We start from the raw sequence: 17,637 nt of genomic DNA, 5'->3' as shown, positions 1-17,637 counted from the left end.
ACGCCTCGCGATCCCGTTAGCATGGACATCCGCGCAGAGCAAGACCATCTGGGAAGGTGTCATGACTGTCAACGGCGACGTCGATGGAGTGCCCGCAAAATTCGCGACGCTGGGGCTGACGTACGACGACGTGCTCCTCCTCCCCGGTTCGTCGGACATGGCGCCGGACGAGATCGACACTTCCTCCCTGATCTCCCGCAACGTCCGGGTGAACATCCCGCTCCTGTCCGCTGCGATGGACAAGGTCACCGAGGCGCGGATGGCCATCGCGATGGCCCGCCAGGGCGGCGTCGGCGTCCTGCACCGCAACCTCTCCATCGCCGACCAGGCCAACCAGGTCGACCTGGTGAAGCGCTCCGAGTCCGGCATGGTCAGCGACCCGATCACGGTCCACCCGGACGCGACCCTGCGCGAGGCGGACGAGCTGTGCGCGAAGTTCCGCATCTCCGGTGTCCCGGTCACCGACCCGTCCGGCAAGCTGCTGGGCATCGTCACCAACCGGGACATGGCCTTCGAGTCGGACCGCGGCCGCCAGGTGCGCGAGGTCATGACCCCGATGCCGCTGGTCACCGGCAAGGTCGGCATCTCCGGCGTGGACGCCATGGAGCTGCTGCGCCGCCACAAGATCGAGAAGCTGCCGCTGGTCGACGAGTCGGGCGTCCTCAAGGGCCTCATCACCGTCAAGGACTTCGTCAAGGCCGAGAAGTACCCGAACGCCGCCAAGGACAAGGACGGCCGCCTGCTGGTCGGCGCCGCCGTCGGCGTCGCCGGCGATGCCTTCGAGCGCGCCCAGGCGCTCATCGAGGCGGGCGTGGACTTCATCGTGGTCGACACCGCGCACGGCCACTCCCGGCTGGTCGGCGACATGGTCGCCAAGATCAAGTCGAACTCCGCGGTGGACGTCATCGGCGGCAACGTCGCCACCCGTGACGGCGCGCAGTCCCTGATCGACGCCGGCGTGGACGGCATCAAGGTCGGTGTCGGCCCCGGCTCCATCTGCACCACCCGCGTGGTCGCCGGCATCGGCGTCCCACAGGTCACCGCGATCTACGAGGCCTCCCTGGCGGCCAAGGCCGCGGGCGTCCCGGTCATCGGCGACGGCGGTCTGCAGTACTCCGGCGACATCGCCAAGGCCCTGGTCGCGGGTGCCGACACGGTCATGCTCGGCTCGCTGCTGGCCGGCTGCGAGGAGTCCCCGGGCGAGCTGCTCTTCATCAACGGCAAGCAGTTCAAGTCCTACCGGGGCATGGGCTCGCTGGGCGCGATGCAGTCCCGCGGCGACCGGAAGTCCTTCTCCAAGGACCGGTACTTCCAGGAGGGCGTCGGCGGCGACGACAAGCTGATCCCCGAGGGCATCGAGGGCCAGGTGCCCTACCGCGGCCCGCTCGCCGCGGTCGTCCACCAGCTGGTCGGCGGCCTGCGCCAGTCGATGTTCTACGTCGGCGGCCGGACGGTGCCGGAGCTGCAGGACCGCGGCCGGTTCGTCCGGATCACCTCGGCGGGCCTCAAGGAGAGCCACCCGCACGACATCCAGATGACGGTCGAGGCGCCGAACTACTCGCGCCAGGGCTGACGCCGTCGCTCACGCCGACGTCGAAGGGGCGGGTCCGCCACGGACCCGCCCCTTCGACGCATGCGTCCGTACAGCGGTCGCGGGAACGCGCCCGTCCGGCCTTCGGGGATACTGGACGATGCAGTAGCCAAAAGGGAAAGGCCACCACACGTGACTGAGATCGAGATCGGGCGGGGCAAGCGCGGCCGCCGGGCGTACGCGTTCGACGACATCGCCATCGTCCCGAGCCGCCGTACGCGGGACCCGAAGGAGGTCTCGATCGCCTGGCAGATCGACGCCTACCGGTTCGAGCTGCCTTTCCTGGCCGCCCCCATGGACTCGGTCGTCTCCCCGCAGACCGCGATCCGCATCGGCGAGCTCGGCGGCCTCGGGGTCCTCAACCTCGAGGGCCTGTGGACCCGCTACGAGGACCCGCAGCCGCTGCTCGACGAGATCGCCGAGCTGCCGGAGGAGGCCGCCACCCGGCGCCTGCAGGAGATCTACTCCGCCCCGATCCAGGCCGACCTGATCGGGCAGCGCATCAAGGAGGTGCGCGACTCCGGCGTCGTCACCGCCGCCGCGCTCTCCCCGCAGCGCACCGCCCAGTTCTCCAAGGCCGTGGTCGACGCGGGCGTGGACATCTTCGTCATCCGCGGCACCACGGTCTCCGCCGAGCACGTCTCCGGCGCCGCCGAGCCGCTGAACCTGAAGCAGTTCATCTACGAGCTCGACGTCCCGGTCATCGTGGGCGGCTGCGCCACCTACACCGCGGCCCTGCACCTGATGCGCACCGGCGCGGCCGGTGTCCTGGTGGGCTTCGGCGGCGGCGCCGCGCACACCACCCGCAACGTGCTGGGCATCCAGGTCCCGATGGCCACCGCCGTCGCCGACGTGGCCGCCGCCCGCCGCGACTACATGGACGAGTCCGGCGGCCGCTACGTGCACGTCATCGCCGACGGCGGCGTGGGCTGGTCGGGCGACCTGCCGAAGGCGATCGCCTGCGGTGCGGACGCCGTGATGATGGGCTCCCCGCTGGCCCGTGCCACCGACGCGCCCGGCAAGGGCCACCACTGGGGCATGGAGGCCGTCCACGAGGACGTGCCGCGCGGCAAGAAGGTCGACCTCGGCACGGTGGGCACCACCGAGGAGATCCTCACCGGCCCGTCGCACACCCCGGACGGCTCGATGAACCTCTTCGGCGCGCTGCGCCGCTCGATGGCCACCACCGGCTACAGCGAGCTCAAGGAGTTCCAGCGGGTCGAGGTCACCGTCGCGGACTCGCAGCACCGCCGCTGACGCACACCGCGTACACACGCCGGAGGGCCGGCACCCGATCGCTCGGGTGCCGGCCCTCCGGCGTTTCCGGGGTCACGGCGCGGGCGCCGTCCGGCTGCCTTCCCGGGCGGGCCGGGAGCCGGCTGCCGGGCAGGCAGCCGGGGACGTCAGGCGCCGGTCTTGCGGGTGGTCTGGAAGGCCGCGACCGCGCCGATGGCGAAGAACAGGAAGTCCATCGGACCCGCAGCCTCCTTCCAGCCGTCGAACAGCACGGAGAAGCCGAGGTCCAGGACGTCGCCGACGCCGATGTGCAGCTCGTCGGCGGCGATCAGGACGATGCCGAACATCTGGCCGCCGAAGACGGCCGCGAGGGACAGCAGCGCGGCGACGACGGGGAGGACCGGGTTGGACCCGCCGAGCTTGCCCGCGGCGACGCCCACGGCGAGGCCGACGCCGACGGCCGCGTAGCCGATCTGGTAGCCGGAGGCGCCGATGATTCCGCCGTAGGCGGCGGCGGTCGCCAGGGCCGCGACGACGGCGGCCACGATGCCCAGCCCGAAGTTGCCGGAGCGGGCCGGGGCCGGTGCGGCCGGGGTCAGCGAGTCGGGCGCGGGCGGCTGGAAGGACTGGGCCATGGGAATCCCCCCCAAGGGATCGGTGCAGTGCGGTGGAGGCGGGCGCGCGCAGGCGTACGTACACCCGGGCACCGCACATAAGCGCGAGATAAGTGACGCCGCAGGCTAGCAGGTCACTCAGACGGCGCAAGCGGGGATTTCCGCCGGGTCAGAGGCGGTGGGCGGCGCCGGCCGGACTGGCGCCGCGGGTGTCGAGGAGGAGCTGGGCCTTGACCGCCAGGCCCTGGAGGTCGTAGGTGCGGTGGTGCTGGAGGAGGACCGTGAGGTCGGCGCTGGCGGCCGCCTCGTAGAGGGAGTCCGCGCGGGGCACCGGCTGCTCGCGGACCCGCCAGCCGGGCACGTACGGGTCGTGATAGCTGATCTGCGCGCCCAGGTCGAGCAGGCGGCCGGCGATCTCGCCCGCCGGGGAGCCCTCCTGGTCGGCCAGGTCGGGCTTGTAGGTGACGCCGAGGAGCAGGACCCGGGCGCCGCGGGCGGACTTGCCGTGCTCGTTGAGCAGGGCGGCGCAGCGCTGGATGACGTACTGCGGCATCCGGCCGTTGATCTCCTGCGCCAGACCGACCATGCGGAGCGGGTGGCCGGGGGTGCGGGTGGTGTGCGGGAGGTAGTTGGGGTCGAGCGGGACGCCGTGGCCGCCGACTCCGGGGCCCGGGCGGAAGGCCTGGAAGCCGTAGGGCTTGGTCTCGGCGCACCGGATGACGTCCCAGAGGTCGACGCCGAGGTCGTGGCAGAGCACGGCCATCTCGTTCATCAGGGCGATGTTGACGTGCCGGTAGTTCGTTTCGAGGAGCTGCACGGTCTCGGCCTCGCGGAGTCCGCGGGCGCGGACCACCTTGTCGGTGAGGCGGGCGTAGAAGGCGGCGGCGGACTCCGTGCAGGCCGGGGTGAGGCCGCCGATCACCTTGGGGGTGTTGGCGAAGGTGTGGGTGCGGTTGCCCGGGTCGAAGCGGCTGGGGGAGTACGCCAGGTGGAAGTCCCGGCCGGCCCTGAGGCCGGAGCCCTGCTCCAGCAGGGGGCGCAGGTGGTCCTCGGTGACCCCGGGGTGGACGGCGGACTCCAGGATGACGGTGGTGTTGGGGCGCATGCGGGCGGCGAGGGCGCGGGCGGCCTCGCCGATGGCGGAGAGGTCGAGGGCGCGGTCGGGGCCGAGCTGGGTGGGGGCGCAGATGACGGCCGTACGGACCCGGCCGAGCTCGGCGGGGTCGGTGGCGATCCGGAATCCGGCCGATGACATACGGCGGACCTCGGCGGCGGTGAGGGGGGTGTCGGTGGTGGGGCCGCAGCCGTAGCCGACGGTCTCGATACCGGCGGAGACGGCGGCCTGGGCGAGCGGGAGGCCGAGGTGGCCCAGTCCGATGACGGCGAGATCTGCGGGCATGGGGGGTGCCGTCCCTTCCCTGGCATGAGGTGGCTGTGCGCGCAAGTCCTGTGGACGCGGGAAGCTGGCGCTATGTCAGACTAGGCGTATATATGACCGATGTGTCGCATTGTGGGGTGGTGGTCGTCGTTGTGTTGTCCACAGGCGGTGGCCGGTGAGGGTGCGCGAGGTCAGACTGAAGTTCACGGGGGACGTGAGCGGGGTGACCCGCACACCGACGGGAGGCAGCGGTGAGGACAGCGGCACTGGGACCGGAACAGCGCGCCGAAGCGCTCGCCCGGATGGCCGAGCGTGAAGTGGACGTGCTGGTGGTCGGCGGGGGCGTGGTGGGCGCCGGCACCGCGCTCGACGCGGTCACCAGAGGGCTCTCGACCGGCCTGGTGGAGGCCAGGGACTGGGCGTCGGGGACGTCGAGCCGGTCGAGCAAGCTCATCCACGGCGGCCTGCGCTATCTGGAGATGCTCGACTTCTCGCTGGTCCGCGAGGCGCTGAAGGAACGCGGCCTGCTGCTGGAGCGGCTGGCACCGCACCTGGTCAAGCCGGTGCCGTTCCTGTATCCGCTACAGCACAAGGGCTGGGAGCGCTTCTACGCCGGATCGGGCGTCGCGCTGTACGACGCCATGTCGGTGTCCAGCGGGCACGGGCGGGGCCTGCCGGTCCACCGGCACCTCTCGCGCAGCCGGGCACTGCGGGTGGCCCCGTGCCTCCGCAAGGACGCCCTGGTGGGCGCGTTGCAGTACTACGACGCCCGGATGGACGACGCGCGGTACGTCGCCACGCTGGTGCGGACGGCCGCCGCGTACGGGGCGCACTGCGCCAACCGGGCGAGGGTGGTCGGCTTCCTGAGGGAGGGCGAGCGGGTCGTCGGCGCCCGGGTGCAGGACGTGGAGGGCGGCGGGGAGTACGAGATCCGCGCCAAGCAGATCGTGAACGCCACGGGGGTGTGGACGGACGACACGCAGGCGCTGATCGGCGAGCGCGGCCAGTTCCACGTCCGGGCGTCCAAGGGTATCCACCTGGTGGTGCCCAAGGACCGCATCCACTCCGCCACCGGGCTGATCCTGCGCACCGAGAAGTCCGTGCTGTTCGTCATTCCGTGGGGCCGGCACTGGATCGTCGGGACCACCGACACCGACTGGGACCTGGACAAGGCGCATCCGGCGGCCTCCAGCGCGGACATCGACTACCTGCTGGAGCACGTGAACTCGGTGCTGGCGGTGCCCCTCACCCGGGACGACGTACAGGGGGTGTACGCGGGCCTGCGGCCGCTGCTGGCCGGTGAGTCGGACGCCACCAGCAAGCTGTCCCGGGAACACACGGTGGCGCATCCGGTGCCGGGGCTGGTGGTCGTGGCGGGCGGCAAGTACACCACGTACCGGGTGATGGCCAAGGACGCGGTGGACGAGGCCGTGCACGGCCTGGACATGCGGGTGGCCGCCTGCGTCACGGAGGACATCCCGCTGGTCGGGGCCGAAGGCTACAAGGCGCTGTGGAACGCGAGGGCGCGGATCGCGGCCCGGACGGGCCTTCATGTGGCCCGGGTGGAGCACCTGTTGAACCGGTACGGGTCGCTGACCGAGGAACTGCTCGCCCTCGTCGAGAAGGACCCCGGGCTCGGCGAACCGCTGGCCGCGGCGGACGACTACCTGCGGGCCGAGATCGTGTACGCGGCCTCGCACGAGGGCGCGCGGCACCTGGACGACGTACTGACCCGGCGGACCCGGATCTCCATCGAGACCTTCGACCGGGGCACCCTGTCGGCCCGGGAATGCGCGGAGTTGATGGCCCCGGTGCTGGGCTGGGACGCGCAGCAGATCGAGAAGGAGGTCGAGCACTACGAGAAGCGGGTAGAAGCGGAGCGTGAGTCGCAGCGTCAGCCCGACGACCTGACGGCGGACGCGGCACGGCTGGGGGCTCCCGACATCGTCCCGCTTTAGTCGAGCGTGTGTTCCGGAGTCCGGGGGAACCGCGGACCCCCGGCTCCCGTCCGTCCCGGAGTGAGGAACAATGAGGGTTCGGCCGGGGCGGGTTACGCCGGGACCCGGTGGACGCCGGGCCGGCCCGAGCGGGCGGCACGATCGCAGAGGGGACGCATGTCGAAGTCGGAGCACACGCCCTCTGGTTCCCGTGGGAGCGAGGACGAGACACGCACCCCGGACCTGACGAAGCGTACGTCGGCGGAGCCGACGGAGAAGGACGCCGGGCAGCCGGGCGCTGCCCGGGGCCGCGAGGCCGAACCGGAACGGGACGCCGGGCGGAAGCCGGCGGGTTCCGCGCCGGAGCCTGCCCCGGCGGAGCCGGGTGGCACCGGGGCGGATGCCACGGCCGCCGACGAGGAATCGGGTGCCGAGATGTCCGTGCCTGCCGAAGCGGAGCCGGAGCCGGAGGCGGCGGAGGCCGCGGGCACGAAGGCGGACCTGGCGAAGCCTGCCGGGGCGAAGCCGGAGTCGGGCAAGTCGGCCGAGCCGGGCAAGCCGGCCAAGTCGGCTGGGTCGGCTGAGGACGAGCCGGATTCCGGGAAGGCCGCCGGGTCGGGGCGGGGTGCCGCTGACGCGGCTGCCGCCGTGGAGCCCGGCGCTGCCGACGGGTCCGCCGAAGCGGAACCCCGGGCGGCCGAGCCGGCCGGGGCCAAGGCGGACCTCGGGAAGCCCGCCGCGGCCAAGCACGTTGCCGGTGCGGCCGGTGCTGCGAAGGCGGACCTCTCGAAGTCCGCCACGGCGAAGCCGGATGCCGGGGACGCCGCGGCAGCCGGTGAGACGAAGGCAGGCTCCGGCGGGTCCGGTGCCCCGAAGCCGGGTGCCGGTGCGGGCGCGGGTGCGAAGGGCCGGGCCGGTACGTCCGACGCGAAGTCGGATGCGGTGAAGGCCGATGCGGCGAAGGCCGACAGGGTGAAGGCCGACAAGGCGGAGCCGGGCAAGGGTGAAGCCGCCCGGGCCGGGCAGGGCACGGCCGGGAAATCCGCGCCCGAGGGGGCCGGGCCGAAGGGCGTGACCGGGGACACCGCCGAGGACGAAGGGCGGCTGCTGGCCCGGCGCTACCGGCTGGAGCGCGTGCTGGGCAAGGGCGGCATGGGCACCGTCTGGCGTGCCGTCGACGAGACCCTCGGCCGGACCGTCGCCGTCAAGGAACTCCGTTTCAGCTCCGGCGTCGACGAGGACGAGAAGCGCCGCCTGATCACCCGGACCCTGCGCGAGGCCAAGGCGATCGCCCGGATCCGCAGCGGTGGCGCGGTCACCGTGTTCGACGTGGTCGACGAGGACGGCCGTCCCTGGATCGTCATGGAGCTCATCGAGGGTTCCTCGCTGGCCGAGTTCATCCGGGAGAAGGGCACGCTCACCCCGCGCCGGGCGGCCGAGGTCGGCCTCGCGGTGCTCGACGTGCTCAAGGCCGCCCACGGAGAGGGCATCCTGCACCGGGACGTGAAGCCGTCCAACGTGCTCATCTCCAACAGCGGCCGCGTGGTGCTCACCGACTTCGGCATCGCCCAGGTCGAGGGCGACCCGTCGGTGACCTCCACCGGCATGCTCGTCGGCGCGCCCTCCTACATCTCGCCCGAGCGGGCCCGCGGCCAGAAGCCGGGCCCGCCCGCCGACATGTGGTCGCTGGGCGGCCTGCTGTACGCGGCGGTGGAAGGCGTCCCGCCCTACGACAAGGGGTCCGCGCTCGCCACCCTCACCGCCGTGATGACCGAGCCCGTCGACCCGCCGAACAACGCGGGCCCGCTCGCGGACGTCATCTACGGCCTGCTGGTGAAGGACCCGGCCCGCCGGCTCGACGACGCCCGCGCCCGGGTGATGCTGACCGAGGTCATCAACGCCCCGGAGGAGCCGGCGGCACCGCCCGCCGACGAGACCCGGGTGATCTCGCTGACCGCAGCCAAGGAAGCCGCCGAGAAGGCCGCGGCGGAGAAGGCGGCCACGAAGGCTGCGGAGAAGGCGGCCGCCAAGGCCGCGGCGAAGCGGGACCGTGAGCAGCGGGAGCGCGCCCGCGAAGCCCTCAAGACGGCCCGCAAGGCCGCCGCCGCGGCGGTTTCGACCACCGCGGCCAACGGTGCCGAGGCGCCGGCACAGACCGGCACCGGATCCGGTGCCAAGTCCCCTGCGGGTTCCTCCGCTTCGGCTCCGGCGGCCCCCTCCTCCGGGCGGCCGGGTGCGGCATCGCTGACGGACGTGGTCCCGCGCCGCACCATCGCGCTGGCGATAGCCGCCGTGGTGGTGGCGCTGGCCGTGATCGGCTCGCTGGTCGCATGGGCGATCGGCGGCGACGACGAGAAGGGCGGCAAGGGCGCCAACAAGGGCGGTCCGGGCAGCAACGCCTCGGGCAGCCCCGCCCCGGGCGGCAGCACCGGATCCGACGGCAAGGGCAACGGAAACGGCGGCACCAACGGTCAGGCCAGCGGAGGCACCCAGGGCACCGGCGGCAGCACGCCCGCGCCGGGCCAGAGCACCGGTTCCTCCGGTTCCGGCTCCGGTACCGGGGGCTCCTCCGGGACGCCGGGCACGATTCCCGGCCCCGGCACGACCCCGGGCGTGCCGGCCGGGCCGGGCACCCTGCCCGCCGGGTACACCACCGTGACCAACGCCAAGTACCACTTCTCGATAGCGATGCCGGATTTCTTCAAGGAGATAGGCACCGCGGGCTCCAACTCGGGCATGAAGTACGCCCGGGACGACAGCAGCTTCCCGAGGATCCAGGTCGACTACAACAACTCCCCGGGGGACGACGCCAGGAAGGCCTGGGCGGAACTGGCGATCGCCGTCGGCGCCAGCAGCAAGGGCTACGAGCTGAAGGGGATCGACACGGTCGAATACCGCGGCTATCCGACCGTCGCGGACTGGGTGTTCGAGCGTGAGCAGAACGGGGTGCGGGTCCGGGTGCTCAACCGCGGCTTCAAGGTGGACGCGACCCACGGCTACGCCATCATGATCACCTGCGCGGCGGACCAGTGGGACGGCCCGGAGTGCACGCAGCTGCGGAACACCGCCTTCGACACCTTCCAGGTGAAGGACTGACCGGATCCTGACGGACGGTCAGCCGCAGCCGGGCGGCTGACCTCGCCGGATCCGGCCCGCGGGCGGGCTGTGCGACGTATCGTGTCACTGGGCCGCGGGAGACTCGGGGGGAGGCGAAGTGGACGATTACGCGGGGCGGATCCTGGCCGGCCGTTATCGTCTGCCGCTGCCGCCGTCCGACGAGTACGAGCTGATCGAGACGCGCGCCTTCGACACGCGGAGCGGGCAGGAAGTCCTGGTCCGCCAGGTGCCGTTACCCGAGGTCGTGGACGCCGAGCTGGTCGAGGGCGGCCGGCCGGAGCGCACCGTGGCGGGCGGCCGGCCGGCGGGGGACCAGCTGGGCGAACTGCCGGCGGTGCGGCGCGCGATCGAGGCAGCGCAGGCCGCGGCCCGGATCCCGGACCACCCCCGGCTGGACCAGGTCTTCGACGTCTTCGCCGAAGGCGGCTCGCTGTGGATCGTCAGCGAACTGGTCCCGGCGCGGCCGCTGGCGGCGCTGATCGCGGACGCGCCGCTGAGCCCGTACCGTGCGGCGGAGGTCGCCTCCGACGTGCTGACCGCGCTGCGGGTGCTGCACGCGCACGGCTGGACGCACCGCAACATCACCGTGCGCACGGTGCTGATATGCGAAGACGGCCGGGTGGTCCTGACCGGTCTGGCGGCGGGCGCTGCGGAGGAAGCGCTGTGCGGCTACGACCCGGTCCCCGCGCCCGACGGCACCGACGACACCCCCGCCCCGCCGTGGCCCGCCGGCCCGATCCCGCCGGCCGTGCCCGGCTCCATCACCCCGGGCCCGCCCGTCCCGAGTGCGCCCGTCCCGGTGGCCGGCACCCCGGGCCCGCCCGTCCATGTGCCCGGCATTCCGGGCCCTGCCGTTCCGGCTCCGTCCGTCCAGGGTCGTGCCGTTCCGGGCCGTGGTGTTCCCGGCCCGGACTCCGCCGACCAGCTCCCGCCCGGCCGGACCGGCTCCGGCCCACTCGTGCCCGGTCAGGCCGCGCCCGGCGCGGCCCCTCACCTCCCGGGCCTTCAGGACGGGCCGGGCCCCGTCCCCGGCGCCTACGGCTGGGCCGCCGCCGACCGGGCCGGACATGACGAGTTCGCCCCGGCACCCGGCGCGCCCGCAGCGGGAGCTCCGGCCCCTGTCGGTTCGGCGGGGAGGGGAGAGATCGAAGCCTTTGGTCCCGGCCTGCCCGGAGCGGATCGGGCCGGTGCAGGAGGCGTTGCGCCCGGTTCCGGTGCGGAGGCCGGCCACGTCGGGACCTCCGGTGCGGGGCTGGCGGCGCTGGCCGCGGGGCAGGCGGTTCCGGGTTCCGGCGCGTCTCCGTCCGGGCCCCAGGGGCCCGTCTACGCCGACCGGATCGCGCCCGGACGCCGGGCGGGGGACCGGCCGGACCTCACGGCCGCCGCGCGGGCCGGTGCCGTGGCGGCGTACCGGGCCGGGACGCGGGCCGCCACCGCGCGGGTCATGGAGGAGAAGCGGGCCGCGGCCGGGCAGGAGCCACCCCGCCCCCGCGGATCCAAGCTGCCGCAGGGGTACTCGTATCCGTACGGCGGCGGCCCGGAGCGCCCCGGACCCGAGACCACCCCGGGCACCCGGACGCCCCCCGACCCCCAGGACGTCCCGGGCGCCCCGGCGGGGATCGACTCCCACGGCGCGCCGGGCTCCGAGGGGGGACCGGGCATTCCTGCCGGGCCCGGCTCCCACGCCGGACCGGGCAGTCAGGCCGGCCCGGGTTCCCAGGCCGGGCCGGATGCGTACGCCGGGCCCGGCCCGGCGGCGGGTTTCGACACTCCGGCCGGCCCGGGCTCCGGGGTGGTCGGCCGGGGCGCGCAGGCCGGTCCTGACTCCCAGGCTGACCGGGGCACTCCGGCCGGTCCCGACTTCCCGGCCGACGCCGGTGTCCAGGCAGGGCCGGGCAGCGGCGACGTCACGCCCTGGCACGGTGCGACGCCACGGCGGCAGCAGTCGGCCGAGAGTGCCGCGGAGGCGCAGGCGCAGGGGCAGGCGGCAGGCGGGGCGGAGGCCGGGCCGGGAGGCCGGCCGGACGGGCCCATCGCGGTGCCGCCGGTGCCGTACGCCCGCCCAGGGCTCTCCGACCGGTTCCCGCTCCCGCAGGGGTACCGGCAGGCGGACGAGGCCGGTCCGAGCAGCGCGCCGGCCCTCGGCCCGGGCGCGCAGGCGCAGCCGCCGGTTCGAGCGGGTCAGCGGGAGTCGGCTCCGGCGGTCCCGTCGGCAGCCCTCCCCGTCCAGCCCCAGTCCCGGTCCGAAGCCCGGCTCGGTACGCAGCCGCAGTCCCGGTCCGAGGTCCAGTCCCCGCCCGGGGCCTGGCCCCAGGCTCAGGCCCCGTCCGAGGTGTGGCCCCAGGTTCCGGCCCAGGCAGCCCAGGCAGCCCAGGCGCCGGCGCAGTCCCAGTCCCCGTCACAGCCTTGGCCGCCGTCCCAGGACCAGGTCCCGTTCGAGGCGTCGGGTGGGTCCGCTCAGGTCCTGCACGACCCCGCCGCGCCCCCGGCCCGCGCCCCCGTCCCGGTCGTCGGCGGTGCGTCCGCCAGGGCGTCGCGGGAGCGGTGGTCCGCCGGGCCCGGAGCGGGTTCGGGGCTGGCCGCCGAGCGGGCGCGGCAGACGCGGATCACCGTCGTCGGGGCCGTCACCGAGCGGTGGGCGCCCGAGCAGGCACGCCCCGTCCAGGGCAACTGGCAGCTGGCCGCACCCGTCGGCCCGGCCACCGACCTGTGGGCGCTCGGCGCCCTCCTCTACCGCTGTGTCCAGGGCCACGCCCCCTACCCCGAGGACAGCGCCGCCGAGCTCGTCGAGATGGTGTGCGCGGAGCCGCCCGCCTTCGCGGAGGAGTGCGGTCCGCTGCGACCCGTCGTCGAGTCGCTGCTGCGCCAGGACCCCACCGAGCGCCCCGACTTCGAGGAACTGCGCGGCTGGCTGAGGTCGCTCGTACGGTCCGCCCCCGAGCCCGACGGCGGCGACCGCGTGGTGCCGCTGCCCGCACCCGACCCCGCCCGGCTGCCGATCGTCCGCCGCCGGGGCGAGGTCCACCACGGCCGGCACCGGCAGGAGAAGCCGGCGCGGGCGCCCCGCAGTGCGCGCTCGCTCGGGCGGAACCTGCTGCTCGGGATCCTGGTCGCGCTCGCCGGCCTGGTGGCCTTCGCCATGCTCTTCATGCCGGAGGCGGACGAGACGCAGGGCGCGGCGAACTCCGGCCCGGCGGGACAGGCGAGTTCCGCGCCGGGCAAGCCGAACGCGCCCGCCCCGCCGTCCTCTTCGCCCGCCCCGTCCAAGGGGTCCGGGCAGCCGCCCGCCACCACCCCGCCCGGGAACGCTCCGGTGCCGCAGCCCTCCGGCCCGGCCCCGGCCGGCTACACCGTCGCGCAGGATCCGGAGGGCTTCCAGATCCTGGTACCCAACGGCTGGGAGCGGAGCGCCAAGAACGATGCCGGGCAGGTGCGTTACTCCGACGGGGCCTACGAACTCATCGTGGTGCCCGGCCGGGACGCCATCGAGGGCACCCCGGACCCGCTCTCCTACCAGAAGAACAAGGAGCGCGAACTGGACCCGTTCCGCATGTCGACCTGGGCCACCTCCACAGGCACCAAACAGACCAAGGTGGGGCAGAAGCTGACGGCGGAGGGTACGTACACCTGGACCGACGCGACCGGCCGCAGCCTCTACGTCCGCAACCTCGTCGCGGCGCTCGGCGGCCGCTACCACGTGGTGATGGTGCTTGGCCCGCAGGACGGACAGGACAAGGTCACCGAGGTGTTCGGCAAGGCCGCGGGGAGTTATCGGGTCGGGAGTTGAGGCTCCCCGGTGACATTCTGATCACCCGTCACTACCGCGATTGCGTCACAGTGCTGTCTCACAGGCCCCGCATGGCTTCGGGTATGCCCGTGCGCTCCGTAATCTGACGACCGAAGTGCACAGAGCGGCGGGAATTCGTGGAACACAGGACAGCCGAGGGCGACACCCTCGCCAACCGGTACCGGCTCGTCGAGCCCATCGGCCGCGGCGGCATGGGCAAGGTCTGGCGGGCGCATGACGAACTGCTGCACCGCACCGTCGCCATCAAGGAGCTGACGGCCGGCCTGTACGTCACCGAGGCCGACCGCGCGGTCCTGCACGCGCGGACCCAGAAGGAGGCCCGTGCCGCCGCGCGCATCGCGCACCCGGCAGTGGTCACCGTCCACGACGTGTTCGAGCACGACGACCGGCCGTGGATCGTCATGGAGTACATCGACGGTCCCTCGCTGGCCGACGCCGCCAAGGCGGCCGGGCGGATCGAGCCCCGCGAGGCCGCGCGCATCGGCCTGCACGTCCTGGGCGCGCTGCGCGCCGCGCACGCGGTGGGCGTACTGCACCGGGACGTGAAGCCGGGCAACGTGCTGCTCGCCGCGGACGGGCGGGTGCTGCTCACCGACTTCGGCATCGCCGCCATCGAGGGCGACGCCACGATCACCCGCACCGGCGAACTCGTCGGTTCCATCGACTACCTGGCGCCCGAGCGGGTGACCGGCGGAGCCCCCGACCCGGCATCCGACCTGTGGTCGCTGGGGGCCACGCTCTACACGGCGGTCGAGGCCCGCTCACCCTTCCGCCGGACCTCGCCGATCTCCAGCCTGGCGGCCGTGGTCAACGACGAACCCCCGGCGCCGCAGCGGGCGGAGGCCCTCGGGCCGGTCATCACGGCCCTGCTCCGCAAGGACCCGGCGAAGCGGCCGTCGGCGGCCGAGGCGGAGCGGATGCTGCTGGAGGCGATGGAGGGCCGGGCGCCGAAGGCGGCCCAGGCGTACGTGCCGACGCAGACCCTGGCCCCCGAGGACCGCGGCGGATTCCCCGCCGCCGCCTCCGCGGGTGCCCCCGCCGGCAGCCCCGCGCGCCCCGCGCCGCGCTCCGGAACGGGGCCCGCGCAGGGTTCCGCTTCCGGCCCCGACCCCCGTACGGGCCCCGCCCGCACCGCGGCGCACGGCCCGGACCACGGCCACCCCGGCGGCGGACCCGGCCGCGCCGCCTCCGGCACCGCCACCACCCCGCTCCGCCCGGGCGCGGCCGGCGCCGGTGCCGGCGCCGGATCCACGGCCCTGCTGTCCGGACCCACCGACGCGGGCGGCCCGGCCGGCCAAGCGGGCCAGGCGGGCCCGTACACGGTTCCCGGCACCCCCGCCGCGCGCGAGCGCCGGAGCGGCAGGCTGCGCCGCGGCGCCGCCGTCGCCCTGGTCGCCGCCCTGCTCGGCGGCGGAGCGGCCTACGGCGTCATCACCTACCTGGACGGGCCGGACGACCAGGACTCCGGCCGCGGCGGCACGGTGACCGGCGGCGTGGACTCCGGCGGTGCCGATGCCGGCGGGAAGGGAAAGACGGGCGGCGACGCCAAGCCGAAGCCCGCCCGGACCGCCCCGTCCGGCTGGCGCCAGGTCACGGACCCGGCGGGCTTCACCCTCTTCGTCCCGAACGGCTGGAAGCGCCAGACGTTCGGGGACCAGATCGACTACACCCCGGACAACGGCAAGCACCGCATCCGGATCAGCATCGACCCGACACCCGACTACAAGAACCCGTACGCCCACCTGCTCGACCTGGAGAAGCAGGTGAGCGCCCGGTCCGCCTACCGGAAGGAGTTCCTGCAGCCGAACACCTTCCAGGGGCAGACCCAGGCGGCCCTGTGGGATTTCAGCTGGCAGGAGAAGAAGGACTTCCCGGGTCCCCGGCGGGCCATCGACCAGATGTACATCGGCCCGGACGGCAAGGAGTACGCCATCTTCATGGCGGGCCCGGCCGCGGACTGGCCGACCACCCGCTCGCAGTTCGACACCGTGCTCAGCGGATGGCAGCCCGCCGCCCACTGACACGCCGGGCCCGGCAGGGTCCCGCCGTGTCCCGCCGTGTCCCGCCGTGTCCCTCCAGGAACGGCCGGATCCGGCCGGATCCGGCCGTTCCGGACGACCCTGCCACCGATCACTGGCGTAAATCCCAAAATCCGGTTACCAGCGGGTACCCAAAGTCATGCGGGCGCAATACGCTCACCCGCATGACGGACTTGCAGGCCCCTGCCCCGCTCCGGACCGCGCCGGAGCCCACCAATCCGGTCGCCGCCGCCCCGGCCGGCGCACGGACCGCCGCCGACGTGGTCACCCCCGAGCTGGTGGCCCGGCTCACCCGGGGGGCGATCGGCTCCGGGCGGACCGCCAACCACACCCCCTTCACCGGGGACAAGCTCGCCGATCTCCCGGAGGCCACGGCCGAGGACGTCGCCACCGCCTTCGAGCGGGCCCGCGCCGCCCAGCCCGCCTGGGCGGCCCTGCCGGTCCGCGCGCGGTGCGCCGTCCTGCTCCGCTTCCACGACCTCCTGCTCGCCCGCCAGACCGAGATCCTCGACCTGGTCCAGCTGGAGACCGGCAAGGCCCGCCTGCACGCCTACGAAGAGCTCATGGCCGTCGCCGTGTCCGCCCGCCACTACGGCCGCAAGGCCCCCGCCTACCTGCGGCCCAAGCGGCACACCGGGGCCGTGCCCGTGCTCACCAGGGTCACCGAGCTGCGTCAGCCGCGCGGGGTCGTCGGCCAGATCGCACCCTGGAACTACCCCCTGGAACTGTCGGTCGGCGACGCGCTGCCCGCCTTCGTCTCCGGCAACGCGGTCGTGATGAAGCCCGACACCGAGACCGCGCTGACCGCCCTGTGGGCCCGGGAGCTGCTGATCGAGGCCGGCCTGCCCGCCGAGGTCTTCCAGGTGGTGATCGGCGAAGGACCGGTGGTCGGCCCCGAGGTGGTCCGGCACGCCGACTACGTCTCCTTCACCGGTTCCACCCGCACCGGCCGCGAGGTCGCCCAGGGCGCCGCCGCCCGCCTGGTCGGCGTCTCCCTGGAGCTCGGCGGCAAGAACGCCATGCTCGTCCTGCACGACGCCGACGTGGAGAAGGCCGCCCAGGGCGCCGTCCGCGCCTGCTTCTCCTCCGCGGGCCAGCTCTGCATATCCATCGAGCGGCTGTACGTGCACGCCTCGGTCGCCGACGCCTTCCTGGAGCGGTTCGCCGCCCGCACCCGGGCGATGCGCCTCGGTGTCTCCCTCGCCTACGGCGCGGACATGGGCTCGCTGGTCGGCGAACGCCAGCTGGAGACCGTACGGCGGCACGTCGACGAGGCCGTCGCCAAGGGCGCCACCCTGGTGGCCGGCGGTGTCGCCCGCCCCGACATCGGCCCGCTGTTCTACGAGCCCACCATCCTCGACGGGGTGGAGGCGCCCATGGCGGTGTGCGCCGAGGAGACCTTCGGACCGGTCGTCTCCGTCTACCGCTTCACCGACGAGGACGAGGCGATCGCGCTCGCCAACGCGACCCCGTACGGCCTGAACTCCAGCGTGTGGACCAAGGACGCCCGGCGCGGCCACGCGGTCGCCGCCCGGCTGCGCACCGGCACCGTCAACATCAACGAGGGCTACGCACCCACCTACGGCAGCGTGCAGTCGCCGATGGGCGGCATGAAGGAGTCCGGCCTCGGCCGCCGCCACGGCTCCGAGGGCATCCTCAAGTTCACCGAGGCGCAGACCGTCGCCCACCAGCGCCTCCTCCCGATGGCGCCCTCGCTCGGCATGGACGACGAGAAGTACGCCGCGCTGATGACCCGCGGCCTCAAGGCCATGAAGGCCCTTCGTATGCGGTAGGGGGTGCCTTGCGGATCAGGCCGGATCAGGGAGCGGCGTCTGGCGCCGTGCATCGCAAGGCGAAAAACGAGGGAGCCGACGCGGTGGGGGCACCGCCCAGCGGTAGCTGGGGGACATCGGCGAG

General features: G+C 73.9%; 9 protein-coding genes. 7 read left to right on the top strand and 2 right to left on the bottom strand.

The window, feature by feature from the left end; translation table 11 throughout:
* Window positions 1-61 precede the first annotated feature (61 nt).
* Together guaB and ACGFQ9_RS17495 are read left to right on the top strand one after the other, a co-directional pair.
* A complete protein-coding gene (gene guaB, locus ACGFQ9_RS17500; protein WP_393574671.1) occupies window positions 62-1,573 on the top strand; it encodes an IMP dehydrogenase in 1,512 nt (503 codons plus the stop codon).
* A gap of 150 nt (window positions 1,574-1,723) precedes the next feature.
* The gene (locus ACGFQ9_RS17495; RefSeq protein WP_365104113.1) at window positions 1,724-2,848 is read left to right on the top strand and encodes a GuaB3 family IMP dehydrogenase-related protein; all 1,125 of its coding nucleotides are present in this window, start codon (window positions 1,724-1,726) and stop codon (window positions 2,846-2,848) included.
* A gap of 146 nt (window positions 2,849-2,994) precedes the next feature.
* On the opposite strand, the gene ACGFQ9_RS17490 is transcribed toward ACGFQ9_RS17495, so the two are convergent.
* The gene (locus tag ACGFQ9_RS17490) at window positions 2,995-3,462 is read right to left on the bottom strand and encodes a hypothetical protein (RefSeq protein WP_393574670.1); all 468 of its coding nucleotides are present in this window, start codon (window positions 3,460-3,462) and stop codon (window positions 2,995-2,997) included.
* Window positions 3,463-3,610: 148 nt separating this feature from the next.
* Complete coding sequence (locus ACGFQ9_RS17485) at window positions 3,611-4,840, bottom strand: nucleotide sugar dehydrogenase (RefSeq protein ID WP_393574669.1); 1,230 nt, start codon at window positions 4,838-4,840, stop codon at window positions 3,611-3,613.
* Window positions 4,841-5,070: 230 nt separating this feature from the next.
* On the opposite strand from ACGFQ9_RS17485, the gene ACGFQ9_RS17480 reads away from it, so the two are divergent.
* The 5 genes from ACGFQ9_RS17480 (at window position 5,071) to ACGFQ9_RS17460 (ending at window position 17,513) form a co-directional block, all read left to right on the top strand.
* Complete coding sequence (locus tag ACGFQ9_RS17480) at window positions 5,071-6,777, top strand: glycerol-3-phosphate dehydrogenase/oxidase (protein ID WP_393574668.1); 1,707 nt, start codon at window positions 5,071-5,073, stop codon at window positions 6,775-6,777.
* 156 nt (window positions 6,778-6,933) lie between these two features.
* Window positions 6,934-9,852: a protein kinase gene (locus ACGFQ9_RS17475; protein WP_393574667.1), complete on the top strand. Its 2,919-nt coding sequence runs from the start codon at window positions 6,934-6,936 to the stop codon at window positions 9,850-9,852.
* Between the two features lie 118 nt (window positions 9,853-9,970).
* Window positions 9,971-13,660 (top strand): hypothetical protein, encoded by a 3,690-nt coding sequence (locus ACGFQ9_RS17470; protein WP_393574666.1) that lies wholly within the window; start codon window positions 9,971-9,973, stop codon window positions 13,658-13,660.
* Window positions 13,661-13,797: 137 nt separating this feature from the next.
* Window positions 13,798-15,702 carry a serine/threonine-protein kinase gene (locus ACGFQ9_RS17465; protein ID WP_393574665.1) on the top strand — a complete coding sequence of 635 codons (1,905 nt, stop codon included), beginning with the start codon at window positions 13,798-13,800 and terminating at the stop codon, window positions 15,700-15,702.
* Window positions 15,703-15,884: 182 nt separating this feature from the next.
* Window positions 15,885-17,513 (top strand): succinic semialdehyde dehydrogenase, encoded by a 1,629-nt coding sequence (locus tag ACGFQ9_RS17460; RefSeq protein ID WP_393574664.1) that lies wholly within the window; start codon window positions 15,885-15,887, stop codon window positions 17,511-17,513.
* Window positions 17,514-17,637: the final 124 nt, after the last annotated feature.

The sequence above is a fragment of the Streptomyces sp. NPDC048603 genome, from assembly GCF_043199475.1.
Classification (GTDB): domain Bacteria; phylum Actinomycetota; class Actinomycetes; order Streptomycetales; family Streptomycetaceae; genus Streptomyces.
This window is presented reverse-complemented; position numbering and strand designations above follow the sequence as displayed.

What these genes read in the sequence shown, in the direction of transcription:
- guaB (WP_393574671.1), top strand. Translation starts at nt 62, where the DNA reads ATGACTGTCAACGGCGACGTCGATGGAGTGCCCGCAAAATTCGCGACG.
- ACGFQ9_RS17490 (WP_393574670.1), bottom strand. Translation starts at nt 3,462, where the DNA reads ATGGCCCAGTCCTTCCAGCCGCCCGCGCCCGACTCGCTGACCCCGGCC.
- ACGFQ9_RS17485 (WP_393574669.1), bottom strand. Translation starts at nt 4,840, where the DNA reads ATGCCCGCAGATCTCGCCGTCATCGGACTGGGCCACCTCGGCCTCCCG.
- ACGFQ9_RS17475 (WP_393574667.1), top strand. Translation starts at nt 6,934, where the DNA reads ATGTCGAAGTCGGAGCACACGCCCTCTGGTTCCCGTGGGAGCGAGGAC.
- ACGFQ9_RS17460 (WP_393574664.1), top strand. Translation starts at nt 15,885, where the DNA reads ATGACGGACTTGCAGGCCCCTGCCCCGCTCCGGACCGCGCCGGAGCCC.